The sequence below is a fragment of the Pseudomonas sp. B19125 genome (genome assembly GCF_044218855.1).
Taxonomy (GTDB): Bacteria; Pseudomonadota; Gammaproteobacteria; order Pseudomonadales; family Pseudomonadaceae; genus Aquipseudomonas; species Aquipseudomonas edaphica.
Map to the genome: position 1 here is coordinate 6,005,691 of NZ_CP162589.1, position 15,708 is coordinate 6,021,398.

The 15,708-nt window shown below is 57.5% G+C and carries 10 protein-coding genes; all 10 read left to right on the plus strand.

The genetic code is table 11. The features are described from left to right. Positions 1 to 627: 627 nt before the first annotated feature. The 10 genes from AB4P96_RS27495 to AB4P96_RS27540 all read left to right on the plus strand — a co-directional run bounded on the left by AB4P96_RS27495 (position 628) and on the right by AB4P96_RS27540 (position 15,516). On the plus strand, positions 628 to 2,772 hold the full coding sequence (locus AB4P96_RS27495) for a hypothetical protein (protein WP_395600313.1): 2,145 nt from the start codon (positions 628 to 630) through the stop codon (positions 2,770 to 2,772). 142 nt (positions 2,773 to 2,914) lie between these two features. Further along, entirely contained in the window at positions 2,915 to 4,516 is a 1,602-nt protein-coding gene (locus AB4P96_RS27500) for an ABC transporter substrate-binding protein (protein ID WP_176991554.1), read from the plus strand. A gap of 258 nt (positions 4,517 to 4,774) precedes the next feature. Beyond that, positions 4,775 to 6,403: an ABC transporter substrate-binding protein gene (locus tag AB4P96_RS27505; protein ID WP_017138281.1), complete on the plus strand. Its 1,629-nt coding sequence runs from the start codon at positions 4,775 to 4,777 to the stop codon at positions 6,401 to 6,403. A 364-nt stretch (positions 6,404 to 6,767) separates the two neighbouring features. Next, a complete protein-coding gene (locus AB4P96_RS27510; protein WP_370589437.1) occupies positions 6,768 to 8,312 on the plus strand; it encodes an ABC transporter substrate-binding protein in 1,545 nt (514 codons plus the stop codon). 170 nt (positions 8,313 to 8,482) lie between these two features. Continuing rightward, a complete protein-coding gene (locus AB4P96_RS27515) occupies positions 8,483 to 9,877 on the plus strand; it encodes an OprD family porin (protein ID WP_017138283.1) in 1,395 nt (464 codons plus the stop codon). Positions 9,878 to 9,957: 80 nt separating this feature from the next. Further along, positions 9,958 to 11,556, plus strand: a complete 1,599-nt coding sequence (locus AB4P96_RS27520; protein WP_138449133.1) for an ABC transporter substrate-binding protein — start codon at positions 9,958 to 9,960, stop codon at positions 11,554 to 11,556. A 77-nt stretch (positions 11,557 to 11,633) separates the two neighbouring features. Continuing rightward, positions 11,634 to 12,644: an ABC transporter permease subunit gene (locus AB4P96_RS27525; RefSeq protein ID WP_026013789.1), complete on the plus strand. Its 1,011-nt coding sequence runs from the start codon at positions 11,634 to 11,636 to the stop codon at positions 12,642 to 12,644. A gap of 10 nt (positions 12,645 to 12,654) precedes the next feature. Then, on the plus strand, positions 12,655 to 13,566 hold the full coding sequence (locus AB4P96_RS27530) for an ABC transporter permease subunit (protein ID WP_017138286.1): 912 nt from the start codon (positions 12,655 to 12,657) through the stop codon (positions 13,564 to 13,566). Between the two features lie 10 nt (positions 13,567 to 13,576). After that, the gene (locus tag AB4P96_RS27535; protein ID WP_017138287.1) at positions 13,577 to 14,545 is read left to right on the plus strand and encodes an ABC transporter ATP-binding protein; all 969 of its coding nucleotides are present in this window, start codon (positions 13,577 to 13,579) and stop codon (positions 14,543 to 14,545) included. Further along, positions 14,545 to 15,516, plus strand: a complete 972-nt coding sequence (locus tag AB4P96_RS27540) for a peptide ABC transporter ATP-binding protein (protein ID WP_017138288.1) — start codon at positions 14,545 to 14,547, stop codon at positions 15,514 to 15,516. Before AB4P96_RS27535 ends, AB4P96_RS27540 begins: the two co-directional genes overlap by 1 nt. Positions 15,517 to 15,708 lie beyond the last annotated feature (192 nt).

A 15,708-nucleotide genomic window follows, 5' to 3' on the forward strand; every position in this document is an offset into this window, starting at 1 on the left:
TTCATTAACGACGACCGTAAAATTTCAAGTGGAAAGCTTTCCCACTCAAACTGCCATGCAACAGTTGACAGTACCTTCATGTAAAACTTTTCTTCTGCACAGTCGGAATAAGTTTAAGCATCAACTTTACGTGCTCAACCAGGGTGTAAAGTGGAACTCGACGCTTCCAGACACCCACTGAGTGATCATCACTGCTGCCTTGACTTAACAAGCAACGTGTTTATTCGACGTTCTCTGTGCGATGCCTGCTATTGCACCGCAGCGTAAACTTGCGGCCGCCTGCTGCCCAGTGAGGATCGACAGTTAAGTTCACAACCCACTCAGTAAATCGAGCCGACCATGCAAACAATGGCACCCTCTTCGCTGCACGCTTGCGCTACACCAACTACTCCCTTGGATTCAAACTATCCAGAACAAGCACACACGGGCAATCGCGTCACTCGCGATCTATCCCCTCCGGATAGAAATTCAAGAGGCTTACCGAGGGGCCAACCGTTTTATCGCGGTGGGTTTCATGGACACTCGCCCTTCGACGATCTTAAACCGGGTAATATCCAGGGAGTCATTTATGGGTGGAGCGTCACTCCCCCCCCGGCGAACGCCTCCCTGCAAGAACGGGAGGCACGTATGGGTGACTATGCGGATCGCGTAAGGTGGAAGTTAAAGCTTGTGGAACACGGTAGCGAAGGCGAAAGGAATATTAAATTCCAAGATGCCCGTCAATACATGGAACCCGCAGGTTACTTCAGTGGCGGTTTGCTGGCAGCCGGGTATGACCCGCATGAAACAATCACGGTGACGTTCACCGCTTACACCAAGGAGCTTAATGGTGCTTCTCACCTGACCAGCAAAGACGAGCGCACCTACTTTGCATGGGAGATTGCAGCCGGAGCCCTTAAGCACGATAGACCCGCGGGAGGCGGCGTGATTAATGCCCAAAGCATGCAAATCAGGCCAGAAGACCGAAATAAAATTAACGACTTGGAGTCGATGGGCGCCAAGCTTCAGCATCATTGGAAAAACGAGATAATCAAGCCCATGGCGGATCATTCGGGCGCACTGGCGAAGCGCTCAGGGTTGGCCGATGCCTATGTAGTGCGGGGCACCTTGCACAGTCTGCGCAACGACAAGGAAAGTTATAAGGCGCTCGGGGCTAAGGCACAAGAAGCCATCGACCGAACACTAGACAAAAACGGCAACGTGGTTATTCCAAATATCTACGGCTATCCGCTCGCCGGGTATGCGTTTATCCCTTACAAAAACTACCATGGCGATTATGATCACCGGCCCAATAGAGGCCTGATGATTGACTTGAAGAACGGCAAGGTCAGTAAAATAGACGGCGATGATGAATTTGCCAGTTGGGCAAAAGAAAACCGTAATGAGTTGCTACGGAGTTTCAACTCCAAGGACAGGCAGGGCGGCCAAAATACTCATTGGCCCCCGGCGGGCGATGTACTCGAAAATTTGATTATCGGTAAAGGTGCCACCTACCCGGGGCGGGCCGGTAAAACCAGCGAAAAAGTTGTACCGGTGGAGGAGACTTTTAATTATACCCAGTCGCGAAATTCACACTATTATTTAAAGTTTGGAAGCCTTAACTCCGGTATTGCCCACGCCTATCAGGAGATGAACACCAAAAATGCAAAATCGGACGATCAGACGCAGGTGTTTGGTGCCTCGAAGCAATCGTGGAAGGCCGCGAAAGAGGCGTGGGGCAATACCTTCGGTTACGTCCCCGTTGTCGGCAATACGGGCAATATCGTGTTTGGCATTCATGACGCCGCCACGGGTATGACAGCCAGCGATCGCGTTGGCGGCACTGCTGCCGCGGTGATATCTGCCCTGCAACTCGCGCACGAAGTTGCACAAATTGGGACGGATGCAGGGTTGGGTGAAGCCCCCATCGGACCTACTACCGCGGGCAGCGAAGTTTACGGCTGGAAATACAATGAGCAGACCAAGAGTTTTAATTTTGAGCGAAACATAAAAGTGTCGAGCGAAAGCGATATACACCCCGCCACCCACGCCGCGCCAAACGAACCGAGTACGCCACCGGCCATTGAGACAGAAGGCGTGCCCCCGACAATCGAAGCGCAAAACAGTAAACGTTCGATTCTAAGGTCCATTGAAGACTTACCGACCGGCGAGGCTCTTTTTTCTACGCCTGAAAAAAACGTAATTCTGAGTGGAGAACTCAATGACCTAAACATCCTTGACAAAAAACTCTACACATTTACCGATTTCAACAAAAAAGGCAGTGCAGAACGACTCAACATACTCGTCCATGGGAGCGTCGACCCTGCTACTGGTATCGCGAAAGTTTCATATGCCGGAAAACTCCATACGCCCGAAGAGCTACTTCAGACACTTAAAGACGCAGGTATTCACCCGGAGACGTTTGACAATATACGGCTGCTGACATGTGACTCTGCAAGTGGTGGAGATGCCTCCTTCGCGGCTGAGTTTCAGAGGCTCATACAGCGCCCTGTCAAAGGCTATCGTGGCACGCTCACAGGCAACCTCGTGCCGGAAGAAATAAATGCCGCGATTGAAAAAGTAGAAAAAGAATATTTGAAAGCCCTAAAACAAACTCAGAACTCCCCGCTGACTGATGCCGATAGGGCATTGGCCAGAGACGAAGCTGAAAAATACGTCGCCAAAGAATTGGCGAAAACCATAAACTTCAAACCCGTAAAGAAAAATCCCTATTGGAATCCGTTTTCATGGTGGGCATTTACTTATAAGCCAATGACCTTCCCACAACCATAACAGCGAGAACCTGCCGAAGGGCATCATCTGACTGCATTAAGTGAACCAGAGTCTCTACCTGATAACCCTGAACGGCGGTAACCTCGGTGACCGTCGCTTCCGTTTGGGCAGCTTTTATATGCCCACCACTTCAGGGGTCTCCATGGAAAGAATCACCTTAAAACCGTTGCTCCTTGCCGCCGGCCTCCTGGCCTTGATGCCGACCGCTCAGGCGGCGACTACCCTGGTCTACTGCTCCGAAGCCAGCCCCGCCGGCTTCGACCCCAGCCAGTACACCAGCGGCACCGATTTCGATGCCTCAGCCGAAACCGTCTTTAACCGCCTGACCCAGTTCAAGCGCGGTGGCACCGAGGTAGAGCCTGGCCTTGCAACAAGCTGGGAGGTCTCCAAAGACGGCCTGACCTACACCTTCCACCTGCGCGATGGCGTCAAATTCCACACCACCGACTACTTCACCCCTACCCGTGACTTCAATGCGGATGATGTGCTGTTCACGTTCAATCGCTTGCTCGATGCCAACAGCCCGTTCCGCAAGGCTTACCCGTCAGAATCGCCTTACTTCACCGACATGGGTTTGAACACCACGATCAAAAACGTCGAGAAACTCGACAACCACACCGTGCAGTTCAACCTGAACAATGTCGATGCCTCGTTCGTACAGAACCTGGCCATGAGCTTCGCTTCGGTGCAATCAGCCGAATACGCCGCTCAATTGCTCAAAGAAGGCAAAGCCGAAGAGATCAACCAGAAGCCGGTGGGCACAGGCCCGTTTGTGTTCAAGCGCTACCAGAAAGATTCGCAGATTCGCTACGTGGCCAATAAGCAGTATTGGAAGCCCGAGGATGTGAAGCTCGACAATCTGGTATTCGCCATCACCCCGGACGCCGCCGCGCGCCTGCAGAAACTCAAGGCCGGTGAATGCCAGGTCAGCGGTTACCCGCGTCCGTCCGACATTGAAATAATGAAACAAGCCCCCAACCTGCGCGTGCTGCAACAGGCCGGTTTCAACTTGGGCTTCCTGGCCTACAACGTGACGCATCCGCCGCTGGACCAGCTCAAAGTGCGCCAGGCGCTGGACATGGCCATCGACAAGCCCGCGATCATCAAGGCCGTTTACCAGAGCGCCGGACAATTGGCGCAGAACGCACTGCCGCCGGCGCAGTGGTCTTATGACCCCACTATCAAGGATGCGCCGTACGATCCGACCAAGGCCCGGGCGCTACTAAAAGAAGCAGGGGTTGCACCAGGTACCACCATCAATTTGTGGGCCATGACGGTACAGCGCGCTTCAAACCCCAACGCACGCATGTCGGCACAAATGATCCAGCAGGATTGGGCGAAGGTCGGTATCAAGGCCAACATAATCAGCTACGAATGGGGCGAATACATCAAGCGCGCCAAAAATGGCGAGCATGACGCCATGATTTATGGCTGGACCGGCGACAACGGCGACCCGGATAACTGGCTCGGCGTGCTCTACAGTTGTGCCGCCGTCAAGGGCAGTAACTACGCCAAATGGTGTAACCCGGCCTACGACAAGCTGGTGCAACAGGCCAAGGTCAGCAACGACCGCGAGCAACGCATCAAGTGGTATCAACAGGCGCAAAAAATACTTAAGGAACAAGTACCTATAACACCTATTGCGAACTCGACGGTTTTCCAGCCACTGCGTAAGGAAGTGCAAAACTTCAAGATCAGCCCGTTTGGGCTTACGCCGTTCTATGGTGTCAGTCTAGATAAGTAACATCATCGCCCCAACCGAGTGCGCCAGACGCCTCGGCTGGGCCTTTTTGGTGCGCACAATGCACCGAAAAAACCCTCTATATATATGCATTTATGTACAAACTTTCATAAATGCGACATTCCTGTACGTTCGTACCACAGTTTGCCTCTCGCAACGGTTCAGCATCTTGCAATGGGTATGGCCCCTGCATAAGTATCCGCAGGCCGACTCACGAGGTCGCCCTCACCACCAAAAATGACAACAAATCATGAGGCCAACATGCTTAAACACGCAGTCCTTCCGCTTTTAGTGAGTGCTGGCCTTATGGCCGCAGCTCCATTCGCCCAAGCGGCGACTAACCTGGTGTTCTGCTCCGAAGGGAGCCCGGCCGGTTTCGACCCAGGCCAGTACACCACCGGAACAGACTTCGATGCCTCGGCCGAAACCATGTTCAACCGTCTGACCCAGTTCGAACGCGGCGGCACTGCTGTGATTCCTGGGCTGGCCACCAGCTGGGACGTTTCCCCGGATGGCCTGACGTACACCTTCCACCTGCGTGATGGCGTGAAGTTCCACACCACCTCGTACTTCAAGCCGACCCGTACCTTCAATGCTGATGACGTGCTGTTCACGTTCAACCGCATGATCAATAAGGACGACCCGTTCCGCAAAGCCTACCCCACCGAGTTCCCGTACTTCACGGACATGGGGATGGACACCAACATCAAGAACATCGAGAAAGTCGATGACCACACCGTCAAGTTCACCCTTGGCACTGTGGACGCCGCTTTCATCCAGAACCTGGCGATGAGCTTCGCGTCGATCCAGTCGGCTGAATACGCCGCCCAACTGTTGAAAGAAGGCAAGGCACAGGACATCAACCAGAAGCCAATCGGCACTGGCCCGTTCGTGTTCAAGAGCTACCAGAAAGACTCCAACATCCGTTACACCGGCAACAAGGATTACTGGAAGCCTGAAGACGTGAAGATCGACAACCTGATCTTCGCCATCACCACTGACCCGTCGGTGCGTATCCAGAAGCTGAAGAAAAACGAATGCCAGGTGACCCTGTTCCCGCGTCCAGCCGACCTCAAGGCGCTGGGTGAAGACAAGGACCTGAAACTGCCGCACCAGGCCGGTTTCAACCTGGGCTACATCGCTTACAACGTTATGCCGGTGCTCAAGGGCCAGACCGCCGCCAACCCACTGTCTGACCTGCGTGTACGTGAAGCGCTGGACATGTCGGTGAACAAGCAGCAGATCATCGACTCCGTGTACCAGGGCGCAGGCCAACTGGCCGTCAACGCCATGCCGCCGACCCAGTGGTCCTACGACACCACCATCAAGGATGCCCCGCATGATGTGACCAAAGCCAAGGCTTTGCTCAAGGAAGCGGGCGTCAAGGAAGGCACCGAAATCACCCTGTGGGCCATGCCGGTTCAACGTCCGTACAACCCGAACGCCAAGCTGATGGCCGAGATGCTGCAGAACGACTGGAAACAGATCGGCCTGAAGGTCAACATTGTCAGCTACGAGTGGGGCGAGTACATCAAGCGTTCCAAAGGCGGCGAGAACCAGGCCATGATCATTGGCTGGAGCGGTGACAATGGTGACCCGGACAACTGGCTGAACGTGCTGTTCGGCTGCGACTCGCTGTCCGGTAACAACTTCTCCAAATGGTGCGACAAGAAATTCGACGGCATCGTCAAAGAAGCCAAAGCCACATCGGATGTCGCCAAACGCACCGAGCTGTACAAGCAGGCGCAACATATCCTCAAAGATGCAGTCCCGATGACACCTATCGCGCACTCGACGGTGTATCAACCCATGCGCAACACCGTGCAGGACTTCAAGATCAGCCCGTTTGGCTTGAACTCCTTCTACGGCGTTAGCGTAAGCGGCAAGTAAGGCTCAGTAGCGGCGACGTTTCATAACGTCGCCGTTATTGCATCCGCCCAGACCGTAGGAAACAGACCACATCCGCAACATTGCCGTCCTACAGCAATGAACTGCGACATGTGCATCCGTTGCCTACAAGGTCAATCCGTTTTGGCGCATTTACTGCAAGCTCCGCGACCCATACCGTCGTAGGACAGCAGAGGCTCCAACCTAGGAAAGGCACTTGCTGTATGTGGGATCAGTGATGTCTCCCAGGCCCGACGCCTGGGTGATTGTTCGCTGGTGACAACAACAAACAAGGATCGGGATCGTCATGCGCCATACCACTGTTCTATCCGCAATTTTTGGCACCAGCCTGCTGGCTGTGGCCACGATGGGCCAAGCCGCCGAAAAGAAGAGCCTGGTGTTCTGCTCTGAAGGCAGCCCGGCCGGGTTCGACACCGCGCAGTACACCACCGCCACCGACAACGACGCGGCGGAGCCCTTGTACAACCGCCTGGTTGAATTCGAAAAAGGCGCGACTGACGTGGTGCCTGGGCTGGCAACCAAGTGGGATATTTCCGAAGACGGCCTGACTTACACCTTTCACCTGCGTGAAGGGGTGAAGTTCCACAGCAACAAGGAATTCAAGCCGACGCGCGACTTCAACGCCGACGACGTGCTGTTCACCTTCAACCGCATGCTCGACCCTGAATACCCGTTTCGCAAGGCCTACCCCACCGAGTTTCCATACTTCAACGGGATGAGCCTGAACAAGAACATCGCCAAGGTCGAGAAGACCGGCCCTTACACCGTGGTGATGACCCTGAACACGGTTGATGCCGCGTTTGTGCAAAACATCGCCATGAGCTTTGCCTCGATCCTGTCGGCCGAGTACGCCGAACAGTTGCTTAAACAAGGTAAACCCAGCGACATCAACCAGAAGCCGATCGGCACAGGCCCGTTCGTATTCCAGCGCTACCAGAAAGACTCGCAGATCCGTTATGTGGGCAACAAGCAGTACTGGGACCCGAGCCGCGTCAAGCTGGACCAACTGATTTTCGCCATCAACACCGACGCCTCGGTGCGGGTGCAGAAGCTCAAGGCTGGCGAGTGCCAGGTGACCCTGCACCCGCGCCCCGCTGACGTCGACGCGCTCAAGGCCGACCCGAACCTGCAACTGTTGACCAAGCCAGGTTTCAACCTCGGCTACATCGCCTACAACGTGCGCCACAAACCTTTCGACCAGCTCGAAGTGCGCCAGGCGCTGGACATGGCGGTGAACAAGCAAAGCATCCTCAATGCCGTGTACCAGGGCGCGGGCCAACTGGCGGTCAACGCCATGCCGCCGACCCAGTGGTCCTACGACGACAGCATCAAGGACGCCGCCTACAACCCGGAAAAAGCCAAGCAACTGCTCAAGGCCGCCGGCGTTAAAGAAGGCACCGAGATCACCCTGTGGGCCATGCCGGTGCAGCGCCCGTACAACCCCAACGCCAAGCTGATGGCCGAAATGCTGCAAAGCGATTGGGCCAAGATCGGCCTCAAGGTCAAGATCGTCAGCTACGAATGGGGCGAGTACATCAAGCGCACCAAAAACGGCGAGCACGATATCAGCCTGATCGGCTGGACCGGCGACAACGGTGACCCGGACAACTGGCTGGGCACCCTCTACAGCTGCGACGCCATCGGCGGGAACAACTACTCCATGTGGTGTGACCCGGCGTACGACAAGCTGATCAAGCAAGCCAAGGTCGTGACCGACCGCGAACAAAGGACTGTTCTGTACAAACAGGCGCAGCAATTGCTTAAACAGCAAGTGCCAATCACGCCAGTCGCCCACTCGACGGTCAACCAGCCGTTAAGCGCCAAAGTCGAAGGTTTCAAAGTCAGCCCCTTCGGCCGCAACGTGTTCTCGGGCGTCAGTTTCAACCCATAAGAAAATAACCGGATGGTGCGGAGCCAAATCGGCTCCGTAGCAAACGTGCAGCCTTTTGTTGGGATTTATCCTACGGCAAACGTTTGCAATAGCTTGAACGAGTTACACACCCAATAGCCGGTTCACCTAAAAAGACCGGCATTAAAAAGAGAACCAAAGGAGCTCCACCCATGAAACTGAGCAGCAAAGCGCTTCTGGCCCTGGCCATCAGCAGCATCACGGCAACCGCCTTCGCTGAAACCCAGAGCCAGGACTTCGTTCCAACCACATTGGCCGGCACCAGTGCCCAAAGCGAGGCCAAAGGCTTTGTCGACGGCGCAAGCCTGGGCGGTACCACCCGTAACTGGTTCTCCAACGAACAGAAGTTCCGTGGCGGCAAGTTCACCTACCAGAAGCACGGCGAAGCGCGCACTGACGCTTACCGTACCAACTGGGTACAGGGCACCATCCTCAACCTGAGCTCGGGCTTTACCCAAGGCACCGTGGGCGTCGCTACCGAAGTCGCGGCCTACAACGCTCTGGTTCTGGACCGCAGCAAGCGCGACATCAAGGGTGGTTCCAACCGTACCCTGGCCGACTCCAACGGTGATGCAGTCGACCAGTGGAGCAAACTGGGCCTGGCCAACGTGAAGTTCCGTGTGTCGAACACCACCTTGACCGCCGGTCGCCAGAACTTCAGCAGCGGCATCGTCGACACCATCGGCAACCGTGCGCTGCCATCGAGCTTCGAAGGTTTCGCCCTGAACAGCGAAGAATTCAGCAACCTGTCGTTCCAGGGCGCTTACTTCGACCGCGTGTCGCCACGTACCGAACAGAGCCTGTCGAAATTCCGCAGTGAATACGGCAATGGCCAGGAAGCGGATCACGTCTACACCGCCGGCGTGAACTACCAGCCGTTCAAGAGCCTGAAAACCAGCTTCTTTGGCGCTCAAGTCAAAGACTTCTGGAACCAGTACTACTTCGGCGCCACCCACGAACTGGGTGATGCTCAGACCCTGGCCCTGACCACCGGCCTGAACTACTACAAGACCGTCGACGAAGGCAAAAAGTTGATGGGCAAGATCGACAACGACACCTACTCGCTGTCGCTGGGCCTGACTCACCAGGCTCACAGCCTGACCTTCTCGTACCAGGAAGTTAACGGTAACGAGTACTTCGACTACCTGCACGAAACCAACGGCATCTACCTGGCCAACTCCCTGACGTCCGACTTTAACGGCCCGAACGAGAAATCGTTCCAGGTCGCTTACGGCCTCAACATGGCCGAATACGGCGTGCCTGGCCTGAAGTTCAACATCTACTCGGCTCGCGGCTGGGGCATCGACGGCACTCACTACACCGGCGACGGCGGCGTGAAAGGCTTCGCTTACAACGGCATCCAGAATCAGGATGGCGAGAAACACCAGGAATACGGCATCGGTACTTCCTACGCCCTGCAGAGCGGCCCACTCAAGGCCACCACCATCCGTGGTACCTACGTGACTCACCGTGCCAGCGCCAACCAGGCTGACGGCAACATCCGTGAGTTCCGCCTGGTCACCACCATCCCGTTCAACATTCTTTAATTAGCGCCAGGTAGACGGCGGGCTCATCACGAGCCCGCCGTCTACGCTTGTCTGGTTTAATCGATTGCAGAGGGCTCTGAATGAAAATGCTCCCGCTACAAGCTGCCATTGCCGCTGCGCTGTTGAGCGTTGCGATCGGCGTTTCAGCCAAACCGCTGGTGGTCTGCACCGAAGCCAGCCCGGAAGGTTTTGACCCGGTTCTGTACACCACCGCAGTAACCGCCGACGCCGCCGCTGAAACCATGTTCAACCGCCTGGTGGACTTCAAGCCCGGCACCACCGAAGTTGTACCGGCACTGGCCAAGGCCCTGCCCGAGATCAGCGCTGATGGCCTGACCTACACCTTCCACCTGCGTGACGATGTAAAGTTCCACACCACCGACTACTTCAAACCCACGCGCAACATGAACGCCGACGACGTGCTTTGGAGCTTTCAGCGCCAGCTGGACCCGAATCACCCTTGGCACAACAAGTCTCTCGTGGGCTACCCGTATTTCGAAAGCATGGGCTTCAAGGAACTGCTCAAGAGCGTAGAGAAGACCGACGATCACACCGTCGTCTTTACCCTGACCCGTCCTGAAGCACCTTTCCTTGCCGACCTGGGCATGGCGTTCTCTTCAATCCACTCGAAGGAATACGCTGACCAGTTGCTCAAATCCGGCAAGACCGAAGACCTCAACGCCAAGCCGATCGGCACTGGCCCGTTCGTCTTCATCCGTTACCAGAAAGACGCCCAGGCGCGGTTCAAGGCCAACCCCGACTACTTCCGCGGCAAACCGGCAGTCGACCCGCTGATCCTGGCGATCAGCGTCGACAACAACGTGCGCCTGCAGAAGCTCAAGGCCAACGAATGTCAGATCGCGTTGTTCCCCAAGCCGGATGACATTCCAAGCATCAAGAAAGACCCGAACCTGAAAGTCGATGAACTGGCGGCGATGACCACCAGCTACACCGCACTGAACACCACCCACAAGTACATGAGCGATGCACGGGTGCGTCACGCGATCAACATCGCATTCGACAAGGCCGGCTATACCGAAGCCCTGTTCGGCAAAGGCAATGCCGTGGTGGGCACCGGCCCTTACCCGCCAACCTTGCTGGGTTTCAGTGACAAGCTTAAAAACCCACCCCGTGACCTCGACAAGGCCCGCGCCCTGCTCAAGGAAGCCGGCGTGCCGGAAGGCACCGAGTTCACCCTGTTCACCCGTAACGGTGGCGGCCCGACCAACCCCAACCCGATGCTCGGCGCCCAGCGCATGCAGGCGGATCTGGCGCAGATCGGCCTGAAAGTGAACATCAAAGTGATGGAATGGGGCGAGATGCTCAAGCGTGCTAAAAACGGCGAGCACGATATGGTTTCGGCCGGCTGGGTCGGTGATAACGGCGACCCGGATAACTTCCTCACGCCAAACCTGAGTTGCGATGCAGCGAAAAACGGCGAAAACTACGCCCGCTGGTGTAACAAAGAGTTTCAAGACTTGATCGACAAAGCGCGCGCGATCGCTGAACCCGGCCAGCGCGCTGCGCTCTATGAACAAGCACAGGACGTTTTCGAAAAAGATCAACCATGGCTGCCCATGGCTTACCCGAAATTGTTCACCGCCATGCGCAAGAACGTAGAAGGCTTTACCCAAAGCCCTCTGGGTACAAATAACTTCGCCACCACCCAGGTGAAGTAAATAAGAGAAGACGCTCGGCACCGTCGACATTGACGGTGCCGAACCTGCCTAACCGGCTGATTGAGGTACACAACAAGATGTTTAGTTTTATTGCCCGCCGATTGGGGTTATTGATCCCCACGTTTTTCGGCATCACGTTGCTGACGTTTGCGTTGATTCGCATGATTCCCGGCGACCCCGTAGAAGTCATGATGGGCGAACGCCGTGTCGACCCCGAGATGCACGCACAGGCAATGGAACGCCTTGGCCTGAACAAGCCACTCTATGCGCAATACTTTGACTATGTAGGCAAGCTCGCCCACGGCGACCTCGGCGAATCCCTGCGCACGCGCACCAGCGTGTGGACCGAATTCACCGCCCTCTTCCCTGCGACCCTGGAACTGTCCATGGCCGCCCTGTTGTTCGCCGGTATCCTGGGCCTGTTGGCCGGGGTGATCGCGGCCCTTAAACGAGGATCCCTGTTCGACCATGGGGTGATGGGCATCTCCCTTGCGGGATATTCGATGCCGATCTTCTGGTGGGGCCTGATCCTGATCATGTTCTTCTCGGTAAGCCTGGGCTGGACCCCGGTTTCCGGGCGTATCGACCTGCTCTACGACATCGAGCCGCGCACTGGCTTCATGCTGATCGACACCTTGCTGGCTGACGAGCCGGACGCGTTCTGGGATGCCCTGCACCACCTGATCCTGCCGGCCATCGTGCTCGGCACCATCCCGCTGGCGGTGATTGCGCGCATGACCCGTTCGTCGATGCTCGAAGTACTGCGTGAAGACTACATCCGCACCGCCAAGGCCAAAGGCCTGTCGCCGGCGCGCGTGGTATTCGTGCACGGCCTGCGTAACGCGCTGATCCCGGTACTGACCGTGGTCGGCCTGCAAGTCGGCACCCTGCTGGCCGGTGCGGTCCTGACCGAAACCATCTTCTCGTGGCCCGGCATCGGCAAATGGCTGATCGAAGCCATTGGCGCGCGGGACTACCCGGTGGTGCAAAACGGCATCTTGCTGATCGCCTGCCTGGTGATCATGGTGAACTTCGTGGTGGATATCCTCTACGGCTTCGCCAACCCACGCATCCGTCACCAGCGCTGAGATCATGACCATGAGCACACCTACTCAAGCGGTAGCAGTCGATCAAAGCCTGCTGTACCCGTCCCCGTACAAAGAATTCTGGCAAGCCTTTTCCAAAAACAAAGGCGCGGTTGCCGGCCTGCTGTTTATGTTGCTGATCGTGTTCTGCGCGATTTTCGCCCCGTGGGTTGCGCCACATAACCCCAGCGAGCAATACCGCGACTTCCTGCTCACCCCACCGGCCTGGCTGGAAGGTGGGCAAATACAGTTCCTGTTGGGTACTGACGAGCTGGGCCGCGACCTGCTCTCGCGCCTGATCCAGGGTTCGCGCCTGTCGTTGCTGATCGGCTTGTCGTCGGTGGTGATGTCGCTGATCCCGGGCATCCTGCTGGGCCTGTTCGCCGGTTTCTTCCCACGCGTGCTTGGCCCGACCATCATGCGCTTGATGGACATCATGCTGGCCCTGCCATCGCTGCTGCTGGCTGTTGCCATCGTCGCAATCCTCGGCCCTGGCCTGATCAACACCGTCATCGCCATCGCTATCGTGTCGCTGCCGTCTTATGTCCGCCTGACCCGCGCTGCGGTAATGGGCGAACTGAACCGCGACTACGTGACTGCCGCCCGCCTCGCCGGCGCTGGCCTGCCACGCCTGATGTTCATCACCGTGCTGCCCAACTGCATGGCGCCGCTGATCGTACAGGCCACCTTGAGCTTCTCCTCGGCGATCCTCGATGCTGCCGCCCTGGGCTTCCTGGGCCTGGGCGTACAACCGCCAACCCCTGAGTGGGGCACCATGCTGGCTTCGGCCCGCGACTACATCGAACGCGCCTGGTGGGTGGTGAGCCTGCCGGGTTTGACCATTTTGCTCAGCGTGCTGGCAATCAACTTGATGGGTGACGGCCTGCGCGATGCGCTGGACCCGAAACTCAAGAACGCCGCCTGAGGAGATTCCCATGTCACTGTTAGAAATCAAGAATCTCAACGTGCGCTTCGGCGACAAGACCGCCGTGCCGGTGGTCGATGGCCTCGACATTTCCGTCGACAAAGGCGAAGTACTGGCGATCGTTGGCGAGTCGGGCTCGGGTAAATCCGTGACCATGATGGCGCTGATGGGCCTGATCGAGCACCCCGGTATCGTTACTGCCGACGCGCTGAACTTTGACGGCAAGGACATGCTCAAGCTGAGCAACCGCCAGCGTCGCCAGATCGTCGGCAAAGACCTGGCGATGGTGTTCCAGGACCCGATGACCGCGCTGAACCCCAGCTACACCGTGGGTTTCCAGATCGAAGAAGTGCTGCGCCTGCACCTGAAAATGTCCGGCAAGCAAGCCCGCAAACGCGCTATAGAACTGCTCGAAAAGGTAGAAATCCCAGGCGCCGCCAGCCGTATGGATGCTTACCCGCACCAACTGTCCGGCGGTATGAGCCAGCGCGTGGCAATCGCCATGGCGATTGCCGGCGAGCCGAAGCTGCTGATCGCCGATGAGCCGACCACGGCATTGGACGTGACCATCCAGGCGCAGATCATGGAACTGCTGCTGGCCCTGCAAAAAGAGCAGAACATGGGCCTGGTGCTGATCACTCACGACCTCGCGGTCGTGGCTGAAACCGCCCAGCGCGTGTGCGTGATGTACGCCGGCCAGGCCGTGGAAGTCGGCCAGGTGCCGCAACTGTTCGACATTCCGGCGCACCCGTACAGCGAAGCACTGCTCAAGGCCATTCCCGAGCACAGCCTGGGCGCCACGCGCCTGGCCACGCTGCCGGGTATCGTGCCTGGTCGTTATGACCGCCCGCAGGGTTGCCTGCTGTCGCCACGCTGCCCGTATGTGCAGGAATCCTGCCGTGCCCAGCGCCCCGGCCTTGACCCGAAAAGCAATAGCCTCGCGCGCTGCTTCTACCCCTTGAACCAGGAGGTGGCGTAATGGCCGTCGTTCTTACCGCCCGCGACCTCACCCGTCACTACGAAGTGTCCCGTGGCCTGTTCAAGGGCCATGCACTGGTGCGCGCGCTTAATGGTGTGTCGTTTGAACTGGAAGCCGGCAAGACCCTCGCCGTGGTAGGCGAGTCGGGTTGCGGTAAATCCACCCTGGCCCGTGCGCTCACGCTGATTGAAGAGCCGTCGTCCGGCTCCTTGAAAATCGCCGGCCAGGAAGTCGCCGGCGCCGACAAGGCCCAGCGCAAGCAATTGCGCAAAGACGTGCAGATGGTGTTCCAGAGCCCGTACGCCTCGTTGAACCCGCGCCAGAAGGTCGGTGACCAGCTCGGCGAGCCGCTGCTGATCAATACCAACCTGTCCGCCGCCGAACGCCGCGAGAAAGTGCAGGCCATGATGAAGCAAGTGGGCCTGCGCCCTGAGCATTATCAGCGCTACCCGCACATGTTCTCCGGTGGCCAGCGCCAGCGCATCGCCCTGGCGCGCGCCATGATGTTGCAGCCTAAAGTGCTGGTGGCGGATGAGCCGACCTCGGCGCTGGACGTGTCGATCCAGGCCCAGGTACTCAACCTGTTCATGGACCTGCAGCAGGAATTCAACACCGCCTACGTGTTCATCTCCCACAACCTGGCGGTGGTGCAACACGTCGCCGACGACGTGATGGTGATGTACCTCGGCCGCCCCGTGGAAGTCGGCCCCAAGGAAGACATCTACGCGCGCCCGCTGCACCCCTACACCCAGGCGCTGCTGTCGGCCACCCCGACCATCCACCCGGACCCGAACAAGCCGAAGATCAAGATCGTCGGCGAACTGCCCAACCCACTGAACCCGCCGCCTGGCTGCGCGTTCCACAAGCGTTGCCCGTATGCCACGGCGCGGTGCAGCAGTGAGGAGCCGCAGTTGCGAGCGTTGGATAACCGTCAGGTGGCTTGCCACTATGCGGAGCAGTTTGTGGCGTGACGAGATCGCTGGATCGTTCCCACGCTCTGCGTGGGAACGCCGCCCAGGACGCTCTGCGTCCCGTCGCTCGATTAAGGCGTGACGCAGAGCGTCACAGGATGCATTCCCACGCGGAGCGTGGGAACGATCGACTTAGAGGAGTTCTACCGCCCCACCCGTCGGATTGCGCATCAGTCCGGCAGGCGGGGCTTT